Below are 16,721 nucleotides of genomic sequence, written 5' to 3'. Positions count from 1 at the left end.
TTATGGAAGAATTAATCCGTGAAACCTATCGTGGTATATTTGAAAAAGAGCTCATTGACGAAATCGTTTCTGTCGCTAAGGTTGTCGAATTCAAAGAAGGAGATGTATTGATAGATATTGGTAAATATATCAAAACCATGCCTTTGCTAATCAGTGGAGCTATCAAAATTATGCGTGAAGATTTTGATACAGGTGAACTATTACTATACTTTATCGAAAAAGGAGATACTTGCTCTATGACACTTACCTGCTGTATGGGCGATAAAAAAAGTGAAATCCGGGCAGTGGCAGAAAATAATGGTTTGGTAGCGATGATTCCCGTAGGGAAAATGGAAGAATGGATGGGTAAATATAAAAGCTGGCGTGCTTTTGTTTTTGAAAGTTATAATAACCGTTTCAATGAGATGCTCGCAGCCATAGACAATATAGCATTTACTAATATGGATAAGCGACTTTATAATTACTTGTTTGAAAAGAGTAAAATAAACGACTCCAATATCATTACCAAAACCCACCAGGAAATTGCTTATGAACTCAACAGTTCACGAGTGGTTATTTCCCGATTGTTGAAAGCTTTGGAAAATGAAGGAAAAATAAAGCTGAATCGCAATAACATAGAATTGTTAAACTAACGCTATGGAAGAAACCAAAGGCGAACAAATAAATTCACCTTTCAAAAAAGACCTGATACTTAGAGAAGAATTAGCTATCCAACGTACATTTCTTGCCAATCAATCGACATTTCTTTCATTTTTAAGAAGCTCCATGTATTTTTTGGTGGCTGGACTTAGTGTCAACAAGCTCGTTGATGGTAACGAGGCGGTTATTTTTGAATATATCTTGTTCGTTATATCCGGGCTTTTACTCGTTGTGGGCATTATCAACTATTTCCGCAACCACAAAAAAATCAAACAAAGTGAAATTCATATAGGAGATTATAAGCTGAAATATGAAAAGGTAGAATGATTGAAACTAAAGAAAAAATACGCTTAGGATTAAAAGAAAACTGGCAGCAATTCACCTTACTTGTCCTTGTCAATATGATGGTGGGGGGCATGGTCGGCTTGGAAAGAACCGTTGTCCCATTGGTTGGCACAGAAGAGTTTCATATACAATCCGATGTTGTTGTTTTTTCATTTATCATTGCTTTTGGTGTTGTCAAAGCATTTACCAACCTGATTTCGGGTGTGCTGGCAGACAAATATACCCGAAAGAAAGTTTTGATCTGGGGTTGGTTATTTGGTTTACCTGTTCCATTTCTTTTAGCTTTTGCACCGTCTTGGAATTGGATTTTATTTGCCAATGTATTACTGGGTATCAGCCAAGGATTTGCTTGGTCTATGACCGTCAATATGAAAATTGATTTGGCAGGTAAGAAAAATAGAGGTTTGGCAATGGGGTTAAACGAAGCCGCAGGTTATGGAGCGGTTGGATTGACTGCATTGCTTACGGGTTATTTAGCATCTCATTACGGACTGAGACCGCAACCTTTTTATATCGGAATTGCTTATACCCTTGTTGGATTATTACTTTCCATTTTTGTAGTACAAGATACCCGAAAATTTGCTCAATTAGAGGCCAGGCAAGTATCAACGGACGAATCTGCTCATAAGCCCAACTTATGGTGGGTGTTCAAAGAGACTTCATTTAAAAACAAAAACCTGTTTTCTATTTCTCAAGCAGGACTCATAAACAATCTGAATGACGGAATGTCTTGGGGTGTATTCCCTTTGCTCTTTATGTCTATGGGAGTAGGCTTGGAAGGTATAGGCTGGATCAAAGCCGTTTATCCTGTCGTTTGGGGCGTAGGGCAAATTGTTACCGGACCTTTAGCCGATAAAATCGGAAGGAAACCATTGATTGTTTGGGGAATGTTCGTCCAGGTTTTAGGCCATGTTGTTATCGGTTTTGAATGGTTTCAGCCTTTAACATCGGGCTTGATTGGTTCGGTACTTTTGGGCATTGGAACTGCAATGGTTTATCCTGCTTTATTAGCAGCTGTAAGCGATACTGCACATCCCAACTGGCGGGCATCATCCCTGGGCGTGTATCGTTTTTGGCGAGATATGGGCTATGCTCTTGGTGCATTGATGGCAGGAATAGTCGGTAGCTTCTTCGGATTAGAATGGGCTGTTCACATAGCAGGAATAATTACATTTATTTCTGGTATTATCGTATGGATAAGGATGAAAGAGGCTATAGCTTAAAAAAAGTGATTTGAAGAAAGGTTTATAAATTGACAACGAACTAATGTTATAATTTATTCTTCTGTAACAATTGTTACGATAAAAAAACTTTTATAAAAATAACTTTGTTGCAATAATGATTTCAAACGATTCTCTTTGAAAAAAATAGTCTTGTACATTTTCCTTTTCACTATGGTGCTTAGAACATTCTATGTACAATTTCATTATGCTTTTTATTTGATAGACAGAGAAACCTACATCGAACTGTTTTGCGAAAATCAGGACAAACCCGAAATGCACTGTGATGGTAAATGTAGTTTGAGCAGAGCCACAAAAGAAACTTACGACAAAGAGGATAAAATTCCAGAACATATAACCACTCTGATCTTTCCTGACTTTATTCCTACCGAAAAATTCACCTTAGAGTTTATAACAATCGAAAGATTACAGAAGAAAAAAATCATTGCCCAACAATCTTTATACTCTTTTCTGTATTTGGATAAATGCAAACACCCACCCGAAAATTTGATGGTCTAAATTCAAAATCCCTGATGTATTCACGGGACATATTTATTATTCATCAAATTTTTAAACAAAATGAAATCAATACTTTGGGTTTCACTTTGTGCAATGCCTTTTATGGCTGCGGCACAAGAGAAACAGCAACAAGATAGCGTAAAAACGACTATCTTAAACGAAATTATTATTAACGGATACAGGCTAGAAAACCCAACTTTTAGCAAAATTTCCAACAACTACAATGAAAAAATAGTACAACCCAAGAATGTAGCAGGACTTTTTAACGATATCAATGGTTTCTCACTAATCAAAAGAGGAAACTATGCAATGGACCCGACTTTTAGGGGGGCTCAATATGAACAATTGAATATTCAATACGATGGTGGTATCAAAGCGATGCACGCCTGTCCCAACCGAATGGACCCGATTACTTCTCATATCGCTCCTGAGGAAATCGAAAAAATCGAAATTATCAAAGGACCGTACAGTGTTCGTTATGGAGCTACATTTGGTGGCATTGTTAATCTCGTTACCCGCAATCCATCCAAAGGAAAACACGGTTTGCATGGTTCAGTAGCTTCGGGCTATGAAACCAATGGAAATGCGTATGTAGGAATGGCTCAATTACAATACGTCACTGATAAATTCGACCTTGCCGGAAATTTCGGTTACCGCAATTATGACAACTACAAAGATGGTGACGGGACAGAAATTCCGTCGGCTTTTAAAAGTACCGATTACGGATTAAAATTCGGTTATAACATCGAAAAGAATCACCGTATACAAGCCGCATGGAGACAGGCTTTTGGTCGGGATGTGCTACACGCAGGTTTACCGATGGATACCGATTTTGACAATAGCAGCATTGCTTCGTTGGATTATAAATGGCAACATTTCGGAAAAATCATTCAACAATTCCAAGTAAAAACCTATTACAGTTATGTAGATCATCTGATGACTAATTTTGACCGTTCTACCGCAAGAGCTACCGAGTCTTCTGCCTTAGTAGAATCCCGTACGGCAGGAATAAAAGCGGAGTTGGAATGGAAAACATCGGATAAACTGCATTTTTTCAGCGGAATAGATTACCTGCACATCGGCAGAGATGGTGACAGAACAAGCTTGATAAAGATACAGAACGGCAATCCGCTTACGGACCCTGTCACACGGATTAATTCAATATGGCAAGATTCTTATATTGATGATTTGGGCATTTACACAGAAGGAAAATGGAATTTTGCTCCAAGCTATATATTAACAGTAGGATTGCGGTACGATAGGGTTATTTCCGACATTCGTAAACCCGAAAACGATTTTGCTTCGCTTTATGATTTAGGAAAGAGAACCGAAAACAATATCAGCGGAACACTTTCCCTTAAAAAAGCAATCAGCAACCGCTTGTTTATAGAATTGGCTTACGGGCGTGGCGTTCGTTCGGCCAATATGATTGAACGTTACATCAATCGGTTCAACGTAGGTCAGGACAATTATACTTATACCGGAAATCCCAATTTGAAAGCGGAAATCAATAACCAGTTTGAAATTGGAGTAAGCGGATACGAAAACCTAAACGATTTTTTCAACACACTTTATTTTGAAGGTTCGGTCTATTATTCCTTTTTGGACAATTACATTTCGGCAGTCATTGAACCCGCAATCGGAACGGATGCTAAAGTATTTACTAACATACGTGACGCTTACAAAACCGGAGTGGATGTTTCAGTTAAATTAGATTTTGCCAATCATTATTTTCTAAAAACAGACCTTTCGTATGTATATGCACGCAATAAAGATTTTGATGAGTCATTACCGTTAATTCCACCGTTTACGGCACGTATATCTGCAGGATTTGAAAACACTAAATTCTGGGGAAATATGCAGTACAACATTGTAGCAACACAAAATGAATTAGCACCTTCCTTTGGAGAAATAAGTACAGGAGGTTATCAAACAATGGATTTGCGTTTAGGATACCGACCTGTTGAAAATTGGAGCATCGGTATTGCAGGACTGAATATTTTTGACAAGACTTACCACAATCATCTAAATTTTGCATTCCGCAATCAGGAAGGTTTTGCTAATGTTCCCATCAATGAACAAGGAAGAAATTTTACCGTTTTTGTTCAATATAAATTTTAAGGGAAAATGAGCAAGTTAACCAAAGCACATAAAATAACCACTATCACCGGCTTAGCGATCGTCATTGCGAATATGATTGGCACAGGAGCTTTTACCAGTCTTGGCTTTCAGTTGAAGGAGCTGAACAATCCGATGGTGGTTATTTCGCTTTGGATATTAGGCGGAATATTAGCTTTGTCAGGAGCATTCAGCTATGCAGAGGTAGGAACCGCCATTAAAAAATCGGGTGGCGAATATGCTTTTCTTTCCAAAATATACCATCCTTTAATCGGGTATTTGTCAGGTTGGATTTCGCTTACCGTTGGCTTTGCAGCACCTGTTGCTTTGGCAGCGATTGCTTTTTCGGAGTATTTTCCATTTGGGAATTTCAATGTCAAATGGATGAGTATTGCTTTGGTCGCTGTCATCACATTAATCCATACCCGAAGTTTGAAACTGAGTGCCGAATTTCAAAACATCAGTACTTTGCTCAAAGTAATTTTGATTGTAATAATCATCAGTATTGGTTTGGTTTTACCGGAACATTCGGGAAATGAAATTATTACTTACAAAGGATATTTTACGGAATTGACCTCAACAGCTTTTGCCATCGGCTTGATTTATGTAAGCTATTCCTATTCGGGCTGGAATGCGGCAGCTTATATTACCGAAGAATTTGAAAATCCTTTAAAATCTTTACCCAAAGCACTTATCGGAGGAACGGTTTTGGTAACGGTTTTATACACCTTATTGCAATACGTTTTTCTGAAACACGTTCCGGTTAACGATTTGGCCGGGCAACTAAATGTAGGCACCATTGCTACAAAGCAAATGTTGGGAGAAAAAGCAGGAAGTTTCTTTGGGTTGGCTATTTCATTACTGTTAATCTCAGGCATTAGTGCAATGGTTTGGGTTGGTCCGAGAGTAACATTAAGCATTGCAAAAGAACATCGTCTTTGGTCGTACTTTCAAACACAGGAAAACGGCATTCCTAAAAGAGCCTTGTGGTTGCAGTTTGGCATCAGTGCATTATTGTTGCTTACCGGAACCTTTGAACAGATTATGATTTATTGCGGAATATTGCTCACGGCTTCTTCTTTAATGACGGTTTTAGGTGTATTCAAATTGCGAAAGCAAAATCAAAATCAACAAATAAAAGGTTTCAAAAGTCCATTATTTCCGCTGTTTCAAATTGTGTTTATTCTTTTATCTGTATGGATGATTACCTACGCGTTTATCAATAATCCGTTTGAAACAATATTAGGAATGAGCAATTTACTCATTGGAACAGGAACTTATTTCTGGAGTAAAAAATTAGAAAAGTCTAATTATTAAATTAATATAAAATGAAAAAACAAATTATTACCGCAATCCTTGCGATTGCCTCAACCAGTACAATTATGGCACAGGAACATCAAAACAAAAAGCATCACGGTCACGGAGACGGAAAACCTGCACACTCTGCAAATGAATATATGCACAAATCTTCTACGGATGATTTGATTAACCGTTTCGAATCCAAAGAACGTGACGAATACCAGCAACCGCACAAGGTGATGCAATACTTAGGCGACATCAATGGAAAAGCCATTATGGACATTGGTGCGGGAACGGGATATTTTTCTGTGAAACTTGCCAAACACGGAGCAAATGTAATTGCAGCCGATGTAAATGATGAGTTTCAGACTTTCCTAAAAAAACGTATTGAAGACAACAAAATCGAGAATATCACTCTTCGCAAAATACCTTTTGACAGTCCTGATTTGAAAGACAATGAAGTGGATATGGTGTTAATCGTAAATTCATATCACCATATTGACAATCGAGCCGAGTATTTTGCAAAAGTAAAAAAAGGTTTGAAAAATGACGGAGAATTAGTGGTGATTGATTTCTTTAAAACCGATGTTCCGGTGGGACCTCCAACAAACCATAAAGTTTCGATTGATGAAGTAGTAGCAGAATTGAAAAAAGCTGGTTATACTTCTTTTGAAGTGAATGTAGATTTACTGCCGTATCAATTTATTGTTAAAGCGAAATAAGTTTTATTTCTGTAACAATGGTTACTGTGTATCTTTTAGTTCCCGATTAATTTTACAAAAATTTAAATGCAAGAATAATGGAAAATAAAACAACAGTACAGGAATTTAACCGCTTCTTAAATATCCACAAACAACTTTATCTTCAAACGTTGGAATTACTGAAAGATGTTCCTGATGAAGTGTTTAAAAGTACACCAATTGATAACGAAGTGATGTATCTCGGAACCCGTGTCAATACGATTAATATAGGTGGATTAATCCGTCATTTTGTATTGGCAGAAATTCATTGGTTTCAAGCGATGAAGGAAGGAGAAAACGGACTGGCAATTCCAAAACCAGATAACGCTTCTTTATTGGAAAACATTGCAGACGGACAAGAACTGGTCGAAAAATATAAAGACGTTTTTGCCAAAGGATTTGAAATCCTAAAAAGCTATACCGAAGAAGATTTGAATAAAACCGTTTCCTTTATGGGACGGAAATACACGGTAATGGCATTTCTGTGGATTACGTTTGGGCATCATTCGTATCATTTAGGACAGGTGGATATGCTGATGCGCCAAAACGGAATTTATCCGGCTGAATATATGGAATGGCCCAACACTTCAACCTTAATCGGCTAATGGAAAACATTAGAAAAAAGTACGAAGAACTGCTGGGTTTCGTTCCGGAAAACATCGAAAAAAGGTTAAAAGTGGCAGCACTTTCAGACGAAACAGACGCCATAGAAATCATCGAAAAATACCGAGAACAACTCATTTACAACAATCCGTTGGACAAGAAAACCCAGCAATTGGTTCATTTTGCTCTATTGATTGGCGGTATGCACAAAGAACCTGCAAAATTGCACGCCAAAGGAGCCTTAAAAGCCGGAGCTACCGTAAAAGAACTTTTTGGAGTTTGCGAAACCGCAGCCATTACAGGTGGAATGCCTGCATTTAGCATGGCAGTAGATTGCGTATTTGAAGCAATTGAAAAGCTGGCTTAAAATTTTTTTATTTGTGTAACCTTTGTTACAGTGTAGCTTAATGAGCTAAACTACTTTTACATTTTTAAAATAGTTTGGATTAAATGGATTTGTCTGAAAGACAGCTGGAAATCATAAAGGCATCAGGTAAAATATTGATGGAAAGTGGCATTGCAGGGCTTACAACTAAAAATTTGGCTCGGGAAATGCATTTTTCAGAAAGTGCTTTGTATCGTCATTTCAAAAATAAAGAGGCAATCGTAACACTACTAATTGCCTATTTATCAGAAAATATTACCCAGCGTTTTGATACTATTATCAATACAAAACAATCACCGGAAGAAAAGTTTAAAGCACTTTTTAAAAGTCAGTTTTCGTATTTCAAGCAAAATCCGTGTTTCATCAATATTGTTTTATCAGACGGGTTGATTGATAATTCCGAGGAGGTAAAAAATGCCATACAGCAATTATTACAAACTAATTTCATCCGTTTCAATTCCCTGATAAAGGGAGGACAAGAGACAGGTGTTTTTAGAACAGTAATAGCTTCAGAAGAACTCGTGCATATCGTTATGGGTACGTTTCGGCTGCAAATGCTGAAGTGGAAATTGGCTTCTTTTGAATTTGATATTGAGGTTCAGGGACAAAAAACAATGAATAGCATTTTAGCTTTAATAAAGGTCTAATTTATAATATTTTTTTGAATGAAAAAGTTAGTGAATATTCACAAACATAAATTACTAATAGTCATCCTTTTCTTGCCTTTTATGGTATGGTCGCAGGAGAAGAAAGAATTTCACACGCTGGACGAAGTACTTGCCTTTGCAAAGGAGAAAAAAGTCAGTTTCAGAAATGACATCATCCAGCAAAATTTAGCAGAGCTGACCAGAAAAACCGCAGTTGGAAATGCCTTTAATCCGAGAATTCCGGTATCGGCTCAGGTTATTGATAATATGAATTTGCAAACCAATTATATTCCTGCTGAAGTTTTCGGCGGTTTGCCAGGTTCTTTTCGAGAAATCACAATGGGTTTACAATATGTCAGCACATTCAGCATACAACCGCAGTTCGATATTATTAACCTTGGAAATATAAGCCGTATAAAACTTGCCAAAACCAATCAGGAACTGGTAGCCAATCAGCAAAAAATAAACGAATGGACTATTTATGACCAGTTGAACGGCATTTACTTTAATATCTTATCGTTTCAGGGACAGCAACAGATGGTAGAGCAGAATATCGTCATTGCAAAACAAATTTTAACCATCGTAAACAACAGATTTGAAGAAGGACTTGTACGCAAACAAGATGTAAACGAAGCCGAAGTGAACCTTATTCGATTACAGGATCAGCTTTCGCAATTGCAATTTAATATCCAAATCCAACAGCAAAATCTTGCTTTGTTTTTTGAGAATGAAGTCAATCCCATTTTAAATCAAAACATTCGAGATTTTGATCATAAACAAATATTGACAGAAGCAAACAACAATTTATGGGTAAACCATTATCAGCTGAGAGAAAAAGTGGCAGAACAGGAATGGAAAGCGGCACAAAAACAACAGTTACCCGTTTTGGGATTTGTATCTTCCTTTAATTGGCAAAACTTGAGTAATGAGTCCTTTTTTCATCCTAATTCCAATTGGATTAGATATAATTATGTTGGTCTTCGTTTGAGTTGGGATTTACCTACTACCGTTTCAAAATATTCGGCGGTAAAAGAGAAAAAAATGCAATGGCAAATGGCCGAAAATGATCGTATTCACTTTTTGCGTGAAAACGAAACCCGCAATAGCAATTTGTTGGTGGAGTACGAAAAAACATCTTCACAGCTCGAAAACTTTAAGAAAATTCAAACCCTGAAAGAAGATACTTATCAGAAATACTTCGATCAATATCAGGAAAATATTCTGCCCTTAGACAAATTACTTACTGCACAAACTGATATGCTGCTGAGCCAGCTAAATGTTATTACAGCTCTGGCAGGCATTGGATTTAGTGAAAATAAAATTATCATCAATAATAAGTTTTAGACGTATGAAAATAAAGTTGTTCGTTACCATTGTACTGTTCGTTACACTACAATCCTGTGGTTCAAAGGAAGAAGCGCAGCCGGTGGTAAAAGATATAAAAGAATTAGTTTTTGCATCGGGAATGCTCGATTGGGATGATGCCTATCATCTCACGGCACAAACAGATGGCATACTTACAGAAGCCAATTTTGAGGTGGGAGACAAAGTGAATACAGGAAAGGTTATTGCGGTTATCGACAATCCGTCTAACCGTATCAATACGCATTCGGCAGAGGAACAATTAACCATTGCCAACGAAAACCTAACGGAAAATTCGCCTGCCATTCAGCAACTGGAACAAAACATTCGCTATGCCGAAAGCAAGTACGAGCAAGACAAACAACAAGCTGAACGTTATGAACGACTTTTCCAAAAGCAAAGTGTAGCCAAGGTAGAATTTGAAAATATGCAACTGGCAACAAAAAATTCACTGGCACAGCTGAATGCCTTAAAAAAGCAAAAAGCAGAACTATTGCAACGTGCCAAAACACAGCAGATTTCTAACAAAAATCAGCTACAAAACAGCAAAGTGATAGAACGATACAATCAACTGATAATACCTCAAAATGGTACGATTGTCAACAAGCTGAAATCAACAGGCGATTATGTCAGAAAAGGAGATATTGTTGCTACAATTGCTGATGACAGCAAACCGGAAGTGGTATTGAATGTAGATGAAAAAAGCATCGGAAAAATAAAATTGGGACAATTGGTTTATATTCAGTTTAACACAGATAAAAGCAACGTGTACGAAGGCAAAATCAGTGAAATAGTGGCTGCATTTGATGAAAAAACACAATCATTTGTTGTAAAAGTGTTGCTGAATGAAGCACCTTCAAGTAGTATTTACGGCACACAGTTGGAAGCCAATATTTTGACAAGCGAAAAGAAGAATGCTTTATTAATTCCGAGAAGTTATTTGGGCTTTGGAAATAAGGTAAAACTAAAAGGAAAAGACGAACCCGTTGTTGTAAAAACAGGTATCATTTCTACCGAATATGTAGAAATATTGGAAGGAATCAGCAAAGATGATATTCTGGAACATATAAAACTTTAGACTGATGAATATTAATACAGACATAGCCAGAACTTACCTTTTTTCAGGCAAAAAAATGACTGCTGTAGCCGTTCTTGGGGTATTGCTCGGAATGTCAATCTATATTTTCATGAACAGTTTACTGGTTGGTTTTGATAAAGCATCTGACGAAAATATTTTCAAAAACACTCCACATATTCGGTTGTACAATGATGATGTCATCAGCAAAAATCTGGTAAGTGATACTGCTGCCGAGTACCTGATTTCCAATCCGAAAGTAGTACCCAAAGTCAATACCATCATTAACCCGAACGGTATTGCAGAAATGGTACAACAACAGAAGGAAGTAACTGTGGTAACAGCCCAAGTCAACACAAGCGTGTTTTATAATAACGGAAAAACTCAGGTGAGTGGATTAAGCATCGGGATAAAGCCAGACGAAGCAGATATGATGTACAGCATTACATCATCAATGGTTGAAGGCAAATTTGAAACCCTGAAATCCGACCCGAACGGCATCGTAATCGGTATAGGAATAGCAGAAAAAATGAACTTGGTACTTGGTGATAATATCAATCTTACATCACAAAAAGGTGTAACCAAAAATCTCCGTGTAACAGGTATTTTTCAATCATTTAATTCAACTGCCGACGACACCAAATCGTACGTTAATCTATACACCGCCCAGCAATTGCTCAAAGAAAACAATGTGTATGTAACAGACATCAGTGTCAATGTAAAAGATCCGTATCAAGCGGCAGCCGTTGCCGAAAAGTTATCTCAGTTAACCGGATACAAATCCGAAGATTGGAAAGAGAGTAACGAATCGCTGATGGCACTCAGCAAAATGCGGTTCATTATGATCAATTTTGTCTCTACAGCCATTATGCTCATTGCTGGTTTTGGCATTTACAATATCCTGAACATGACCGTTTCACAAAAAATAAATGACATTGCCATCTTAAAAGCTATTGGTTTTAAAGGGAAAGATGTGATACGGATTTTTGTAACGCAGGCATTATCTATTGGCTTGATTGGTGTAGTTGGCGGAATGTTGATGGCATTGCTAATGATTACCTTGTTGAAAAAGGTATATATCGGTGGTGACATAGGATACTTTCCTGTAGATTATGAACTGCAGAAATTCATTCAGGGAGTTGTTATGGGCTTAGTTATTACATTTTTTGCCGGATACATTCCTGCCCGTAAAGCAGCAAAAGTAGATCCGGTCAGCATTTTTAGAAAGTAAATCATGGATAAAAATATCGTTTTAAAAACAGAAAATATCGACAAGTATTTTTATGACCCGGTAGAATTTCAGGTGTTGAAAAATATTGGTTTTGAAGTAGAGAGAGGTGAATTTCTAACACTTATCGGGAAGTCAGGGAGTGGTAAATCTACTTTGCTCTATATCCTTTCCACTATGGACAGAGATTATAATGGAAATTTAGTGATAGATAATGAATTAATTACAGGAAAATCGGTTGATGAACTGGCAACAATCCGAAACGAAAAAATAGGGTTTGTATTCCAGTTTCATTACCTGTTGTCAGAATTTACCTGCCTAAAAAATGTAATGATTCCCGCACTGAAACTTGGTAAGTTTTCTCCAAAAGAAATAGAAGAACGTGCTTATGAAAAGTTGAAAATGCTGGGTATGGAAGATCAAGCTTTCAAAGCTGCGAATAAGCTTTCGGGCGGACAGCAACAACGTGTTGCCATTGCTAGAGCGTTAATTAATGATCCTTTGATTATTATGGGTGATGAGCCAACAGGTAATTTGGATAGTAAGAATACAGACATTGTTTTTGATATTTTCAAAGACCTGACCCGCAGTTTTGGACAGACCATTATTGCTGTCACCCACGATGATGAATTTGCTCAAAAAAGTGACCGAACCATAGAAATGAAAGACGGAAACATCATTGGCGGACATAAAAATTAAGTACAATGAATAATAACATATCTATACCTCAATACATTGAAAATCAAACTTCGTATAAAATAAAAGTTTCTTTATCAGAACTATTTCGTTCACTGGTATTAGCTGCGAGGTCAGCAATAGTATTTATCAAAAATAAAAAGCAGAAAACCATTGATGAGCAATTTTTAGAAAGATTGCAACTGGCAGTAACTGAGGTCAACTCTTGTGCCGTATGTTCTTACGCCCATACGCAGATGGCATTAAAAATGGGAATGAATAACGATGAAATATCGGGTTTCCTTACGGGAGACAAAAGCTTTGTCAAACCCGAAGAATCGAAAGCCATCCTATTTGCTCAACATTATGCCGAAACACGTGGATTGCCCGAAATGGAAACATACGAAGCCATTGTAAAAGAATACGGAAAAGAAGAAGCAAGAATTATATTGGCTGCCATTCAACTGATGCTGATGGGCAATATGATTGGCTTACCAATGAGTGCACTCCGTGCCAGAAAGAAAGGGAAACCTTATTCAGATAGTTCTTTGTTGTATGAATACGGAATGATTATAGCCGCTATATTCATAATTCCGATTGCATTGGTTGTTTCATTCGTAAAATGGATTTTTGGAAGACCGAATATCTATTTTGAGACCAACAAAGAATAGGTAAAAGATTAAAACAATGGAACAACTGCTTTTTTGAATGATTTTTTATTCCTGCACCCCTATGTAACCTATGTTACTTTCCGCCCAAATGAGAATTGCTAATTTTGGTAATTTAAAACTACACTATATCCATGTGAAGTTAGTGTAGATAATTATATAACATTGAAATTTTAAAGCAGTTAATATATGAAATCTATCTTTTTTAAAAGCAGTTTCCTTGGGTTGGTAGCCTTACTCTTCTTATCGAATTCCTCGTTTGCACAAGGTCTTTTTTTTGAACGTATTTATGACGAAACGCTATCACAGGCAAGTTATGTGATTGGCGATGCACAAACTAAAGAAGTAATTGTTATCGACCCTAAAAGAGACATTGATACCTATTTGCAAATTGCAGAGAAACATAATTTGAAAATTACCAAAATTACCGAAACACATATTCACGCAGACTTTCTCAGTGGTTCGAGAGAACTCGCAGCAGTTACTAAAGCACCCTTGTATTTATCCGATGAAGGCGGAAAAGATTGGCAATACGATTTTCCACATACCGGACTGAAAGATGGCGATAAGATTTCGGTTGGAAGTATTACGATAGAAGTCATTCACACCCCGGGACATACGCCCGAGAGCCTGACTTTTTTGGTTAAAGACGATACAGAAAATCCAATCAAAGCCATTACCGGAGATTTTATTTTTGTAGGAGATGTCGGTCGTCCTGATTTATTGGAGAAAGCAGCCGGACAGATTGGTTCGCAGGAGCTTGGCGCAAAACAACTCTACCGTTCTATCGAGAAATTTTTGAAATTACCAGATAATACCGAAATATGGCCGGGACACGGAGCAGGTTCTTTCTGTGGAAAAAGTTTGAGCAATATTCCACAATCGACTTTGAAACAGGAAAAACTGACTAATCCGGCTTTGCAATTTTCAGGGAAAGAAGCAGATTTTGTAACTTATATTTTGAAAGACCAACCAGCTCCACCAAAATATTTTGCGGTAATGAAGCATCTGAACAAAGCAGATCGTCCGCTATTGGTTGAAGTGCCAAAACTTGCTGAACTCAATCAAAAAGAAATAGATAATGCAATTAAAAATGGGTTAATCGTTATAGATGCCCGTCCTAAAGCAGTTTCGAGTCAAGGATTTATTTCGGGAAGTTTTCTGATTGAAAATATGAAAACATTCTCCACATTTGCCGGTTCGATTGTCGATTATCAAAACCAGATTATTTTGATTGCCGAAGAAAATCAAATCGAAGATTTGATGCGAAAATTGATGCGTATCGGGATGAACAACATCTATGGTTACATTACCAATCCGTCTGAACAAAATTTGGCTTTGCAAAATGTAAAAACCATTGATATAGATACTTTCAAATCGTATTTAGGAAATAAAAACGTTCAGAAAATTGATGTCCGTACCGAAAACGAATACAAAAGCGGACACATCAGCGGTGTTGAAAACATAGCATTAAATACGCTTGAAAAGAATTTAGATAAAATCAATAAAAACGAACCAGTTGTCATTCATTGTCAAAGCGGTGCACGTGCAGCAATAGCTTATTCCATTCTTGTAAAAAACGGTTTTGAAAACATTCTGAATTATTCCGGAGGCATCAATGATTGGGTGGAAAAAAAGAACGAACTTGTGAAATAATTTTTTTGAATTCTAACGATGCAAAATAAATCTAAAGCCATTCAGGATTTATACGCCGACGAATTGGCACATTGCTACGGATGTGGAAAGAATAATCCCTTTGGCTATCAGTTGAAAACGTATTTAGTGGGCGATGAAACTATTGCCCATTTTACGCCAGATGAAAAATCCACAGCACTTCCCGGCAGTGTTTACGGAGGTTTGGTGGCTTCTCTTTTGGATTGCCACCGTACAGGTTCTGCCGCAGCCTTTGCTTGTGTTGGGGAGAATATTGATCTTGAAAATACAGAAACTATTCCGGTAAGATGTGTAACTGTTCATTGAAAGTAGATTTCAAAGCACCTACACCTATGGGAGTTGAACTGGAACTAAGAGAAAAACTACGAAGTATCGAAGGACGAAAAATATGGGTTGATATGACACTTTCCGCCGGTGATGCTCTTTGTGCAACAAGAGATATTTTTAGTGTTCACCATATCCAACATCGTCCATTTTTCCTTTAAAGACTCTAAACTGAATAATAAAATAAGCTACAACCAGTATTGCTGCTATTATAAACCAGTATAATCCCACAGATAGACCATATTCGTGAGCCGCTACATTTTGAATCGTTAAGGAAGGATTAACACCATTTGTAGAAGGCAATAATGTCGGAAACATAGAAGCTATCGTAGTAGCAAAACTCCCGAAAATAAACATTGAAGAAAACAGGAAACCACTACTATCTTTTTTGAATTTATTAATTCGGAACAACCCGATTAGACCTACTGCACCAAATATTGGGAATATCCAAAGCCAATAATGCGTTTGCAGATTATTTAAAGGAAAGGGTTTTACATAATGCCATAAACAAGCCGAAGCAACAACTAATGCCAGCAATACAAAATTCAATTTAAAAATGACCTTTTTAAGTCTTTGGTTTAGTGAAGTAGAAGTTTTTAGAATTATCCAATTTGCTCCATGAATGGTTAATGTAACAACTGCCACAAGTCCCAATAACAAGGTAAACCAATCAATAACTCCCTGTTGTTCTGCAAGCGGATCAAACGTAGGATTCCAAAGTGGTAAGAAGAAATAATGAGCCTCCTGTGTAGAAACACCATTTTCGACCATTCCAAGATTGACACCTCTCACTACATTGCCGAGTGCAGCTCCAAAGAAGAGAGCCAATAATAAACTTGCTATACCAAATGCCTTATCCCAGATTGCTTCCCACATTCGGTTATGCACCTGTCCTCTTAACTCCAATCCTACAGCCCTGAAAATCAATAACCATAATACCAGCATCAAAGGCAGATAAAAACCACTGAAAGCCGAAGCATAAAGTGTAGGAAATGCAAAAAACAGCACGCCTCCAGCGGCAATGAGCCACACTTCATTGGCATCCCAAAAAGGACCGATAGCATTGGTTACAGCTTTTTTCTCTTCTTTTGTTTTAGCAAAAAACAGATGTACAATTCCTGCACCAAAATCATATCCATCGAGAATCACGTAAGTTCCCAACATCACCATCAATACAATAAACCAAAATATTTCCATAAC

18 protein-coding genes are annotated in these 16,721 nt (G+C 37.2%); 17 read left to right on the top strand and 1 reads right to left on the bottom strand.

What is annotated here, in order from left to right; genetic code table 11:
* Positions 1 to 2: 2 nt before the first annotated feature.
* The 17 genes from E4J94_RS02355 to E4J94_RS17790 all read left to right on the top strand — a co-directional run bounded on the left by E4J94_RS02355 (position 3) and on the right by E4J94_RS17790 (position 15,503).
* On the top strand, positions 3 to 632 hold the full coding sequence (locus tag E4J94_RS02355) for a Crp/Fnr family transcriptional regulator (RefSeq protein WP_135834296.1): 630 nt from the start codon (positions 3 to 5) through the stop codon (positions 630 to 632).
* Between the two features lie 4 nt (positions 633 to 636).
* The gene (locus E4J94_RS02350; RefSeq protein ID WP_135834295.1) at positions 637 to 966 is read left to right on the top strand and encodes a DUF202 domain-containing protein; all 330 of its coding nucleotides are present in this window, start codon (positions 637 to 639) and stop codon (positions 964 to 966) included.
* Positions 963 to 2,207, top strand: a complete 1,245-nt coding sequence (locus E4J94_RS02345) for an MFS transporter (RefSeq protein WP_135834294.1) — start codon at positions 963 to 965, stop codon at positions 2,205 to 2,207. The genes E4J94_RS02350 and E4J94_RS02345 overlap by 4 nt, the downstream gene beginning before the upstream one ends.
* Before the next feature lie 171 nt (positions 2,208 to 2,378).
* Positions 2,379 to 2,723, top strand: coding sequence for a hypothetical protein (locus E4J94_RS02340; protein ID WP_135834293.1), 345 nt, complete (start codon positions 2,379 to 2,381; stop codon positions 2,721 to 2,723).
* Positions 2,724 to 2,783: 60 nt separating this feature from the next.
* Complete coding sequence (locus E4J94_RS02335; RefSeq protein ID WP_135834292.1) at positions 2,784 to 4,844, top strand: TonB-dependent receptor domain-containing protein; 2,061 nt, start codon at positions 2,784 to 2,786, stop codon at positions 4,842 to 4,844.
* A 6-nt stretch (positions 4,845 to 4,850) separates the two neighbouring features.
* Entirely contained in the window at positions 4,851 to 6,158 is a 1,308-nt protein-coding gene (locus E4J94_RS02330) for an APC family permease (protein WP_135834291.1), read from the top strand.
* 65 nt (positions 6,159 to 6,223) lie between these two features.
* Positions 6,224 to 6,862, top strand: coding sequence for a class I SAM-dependent methyltransferase (locus E4J94_RS02325; protein WP_246034239.1), 639 nt, complete (start codon positions 6,224 to 6,226; stop codon positions 6,860 to 6,862).
* 77 nt (positions 6,863 to 6,939) lie between these two features.
* Positions 6,940 to 7,485 carry a DinB family protein gene (locus E4J94_RS02320; protein ID WP_135834289.1) on the top strand — a complete coding sequence of 182 codons (546 nt, stop codon included), beginning with the start codon at positions 6,940 to 6,942 and terminating at the stop codon, positions 7,483 to 7,485.
* Positions 7,485 to 7,850 carry a carboxymuconolactone decarboxylase family protein gene (locus E4J94_RS02315; protein WP_135834288.1) on the top strand — a complete coding sequence of 122 codons (366 nt, stop codon included), beginning with the start codon at positions 7,485 to 7,487 and terminating at the stop codon, positions 7,848 to 7,850. The genes E4J94_RS02320 and E4J94_RS02315 overlap by 1 nt, the downstream gene beginning before the upstream one ends.
* Before the next feature lie 83 nt (positions 7,851 to 7,933).
* Positions 7,934 to 8,515, top strand: a complete 582-nt coding sequence (locus E4J94_RS02310; protein ID WP_135834287.1) for a TetR/AcrR family transcriptional regulator — start codon at positions 7,934 to 7,936, stop codon at positions 8,513 to 8,515.
* A gap of 18 nt (positions 8,516 to 8,533) precedes the next feature.
* A complete protein-coding gene (locus E4J94_RS02305) occupies positions 8,534 to 9,859 on the top strand; it encodes a TolC family protein (protein WP_135834286.1) in 1,326 nt (441 codons plus the stop codon).
* Between the two features lie 4 nt (positions 9,860 to 9,863).
* Positions 9,864 to 10,955 carry an efflux RND transporter periplasmic adaptor subunit gene (locus E4J94_RS02300; RefSeq protein ID WP_135834285.1) on the top strand — a complete coding sequence of 364 codons (1,092 nt, stop codon included), beginning with the start codon at positions 9,864 to 9,866 and terminating at the stop codon, positions 10,953 to 10,955.
* 4 nt (positions 10,956 to 10,959) lie between these two features.
* Positions 10,960 to 12,183, top strand: coding sequence for an ABC transporter permease (locus E4J94_RS02295; RefSeq protein WP_135834284.1), 1,224 nt, complete (start codon positions 10,960 to 10,962; stop codon positions 12,181 to 12,183).
* Positions 12,184 to 12,186: 3 nt separating this feature from the next.
* Positions 12,187 to 12,879, top strand: a complete 693-nt coding sequence (locus E4J94_RS02290; protein WP_135834283.1) for an ABC transporter ATP-binding protein — start codon at positions 12,187 to 12,189, stop codon at positions 12,877 to 12,879.
* Between the two features lie 5 nt (positions 12,880 to 12,884).
* Positions 12,885 to 13,526 carry a carboxymuconolactone decarboxylase family protein gene (locus E4J94_RS17890; protein ID WP_135834282.1) on the top strand — a complete coding sequence of 214 codons (642 nt, stop codon included), beginning with the start codon at positions 12,885 to 12,887 and terminating at the stop codon, positions 13,524 to 13,526.
* A 186-nt stretch (positions 13,527 to 13,712) separates the two neighbouring features.
* Positions 13,713 to 15,179, top strand: coding sequence for an MBL fold metallo-hydrolase (locus E4J94_RS02280; protein WP_135834281.1), 1,467 nt, complete (start codon positions 13,713 to 13,715; stop codon positions 15,177 to 15,179).
* An 18-nt stretch (positions 15,180 to 15,197) separates the two neighbouring features.
* Positions 15,198 to 15,503 (top strand): hotdog family protein, encoded by a 306-nt coding sequence (locus E4J94_RS17790; protein WP_246034237.1) that lies wholly within the window; start codon positions 15,198 to 15,200, stop codon positions 15,501 to 15,503.
* Between the two features lie 138 nt (positions 15,504 to 15,641).
* On the opposite strand, the gene cydB is transcribed toward E4J94_RS17790, so the two are convergent.
* The gene (gene cydB / locus E4J94_RS02270) at positions 15,642 to 16,718 is read right to left on the bottom strand and encodes a cytochrome d ubiquinol oxidase subunit II (protein WP_135834280.1); all 1,077 of its coding nucleotides are present in this window, start codon (positions 16,716 to 16,718) and stop codon (positions 15,642 to 15,644) included.
* Positions 16,719 to 16,721 lie beyond the last annotated feature (3 nt).

This window comes from Empedobacter tilapiae (genome assembly GCF_004785645.1).
GTDB lineage: Bacteria > Bacteroidota > Bacteroidia > Flavobacteriales > Weeksellaceae > Empedobacter > Empedobacter tilapiae.
This window is presented reverse-complemented; position numbering and strand designations above follow the sequence as displayed.

Excerpts from the sequence above, each read along its gene's own strand:
- E4J94_RS02355 (WP_135834296.1), top strand. The coding sequence starts at position 3 with ATGGAAGAATTAATCCGTGAAACCTATCGTGGTATATTTGAAAAAGAG.
- E4J94_RS02350 (WP_135834295.1), top strand. The coding sequence starts at position 637 with ATGGAAGAAACCAAAGGCGAACAAATAAATTCACCTTTCAAAAAAGAC.
- E4J94_RS02345 (WP_135834294.1), top strand. The coding sequence starts at position 963 with ATGATTGAAACTAAAGAAAAAATACGCTTAGGATTAAAAGAAAACTGG.
- E4J94_RS02340 (WP_135834293.1), top strand. The coding sequence starts at position 2,379 with ATGGTGCTTAGAACATTCTATGTACAATTTCATTATGCTTTTTATTTG.
- E4J94_RS02335 (WP_135834292.1), top strand. The coding sequence starts at position 2,784 with ATGAAATCAATACTTTGGGTTTCACTTTGTGCAATGCCTTTTATGGCT.
- E4J94_RS02330 (WP_135834291.1), top strand. The coding sequence starts at position 4,851 with ATGAGCAAGTTAACCAAAGCACATAAAATAACCACTATCACCGGCTTA.
- E4J94_RS02325 (WP_246034239.1), top strand. The coding sequence starts at position 6,224 with ATGGCACAGGAACATCAAAACAAAAAGCATCACGGTCACGGAGACGGA.
- E4J94_RS02320 (WP_135834289.1), top strand. The coding sequence starts at position 6,940 with ATGGAAAATAAAACAACAGTACAGGAATTTAACCGCTTCTTAAATATC.
- E4J94_RS02315 (WP_135834288.1), top strand. The coding sequence starts at position 7,485 with ATGGAAAACATTAGAAAAAAGTACGAAGAACTGCTGGGTTTCGTTCCG.
- E4J94_RS02310 (WP_135834287.1), top strand. The coding sequence starts at position 7,934 with ATGGATTTGTCTGAAAGACAGCTGGAAATCATAAAGGCATCAGGTAAA.
- E4J94_RS02305 (WP_135834286.1), top strand. The coding sequence starts at position 8,534 with ATGAAAAAGTTAGTGAATATTCACAAACATAAATTACTAATAGTCATC.
- E4J94_RS02300 (WP_135834285.1), top strand. The coding sequence starts at position 9,864 with ATGAAAATAAAGTTGTTCGTTACCATTGTACTGTTCGTTACACTACAA.
- E4J94_RS02295 (WP_135834284.1), top strand. The coding sequence starts at position 10,960 with ATGAATATTAATACAGACATAGCCAGAACTTACCTTTTTTCAGGCAAA.
- E4J94_RS02290 (WP_135834283.1), top strand. The coding sequence starts at position 12,187 with ATGGATAAAAATATCGTTTTAAAAACAGAAAATATCGACAAGTATTTT.
- E4J94_RS17890 (WP_135834282.1), top strand. The coding sequence starts at position 12,885 with ATGAATAATAACATATCTATACCTCAATACATTGAAAATCAAACTTCG.
- E4J94_RS02280 (WP_135834281.1), top strand. The coding sequence starts at position 13,713 with ATGAAATCTATCTTTTTTAAAAGCAGTTTCCTTGGGTTGGTAGCCTTA.
- E4J94_RS17790 (WP_246034237.1), top strand. The coding sequence starts at position 15,198 with ATGCAAAATAAATCTAAAGCCATTCAGGATTTATACGCCGACGAATTG.
- cydB (WP_135834280.1), bottom strand. The coding sequence starts at position 16,718 with ATGGAAATATTTTGGTTTATTGTATTGATGGTGATGTTGGGAACTTAC.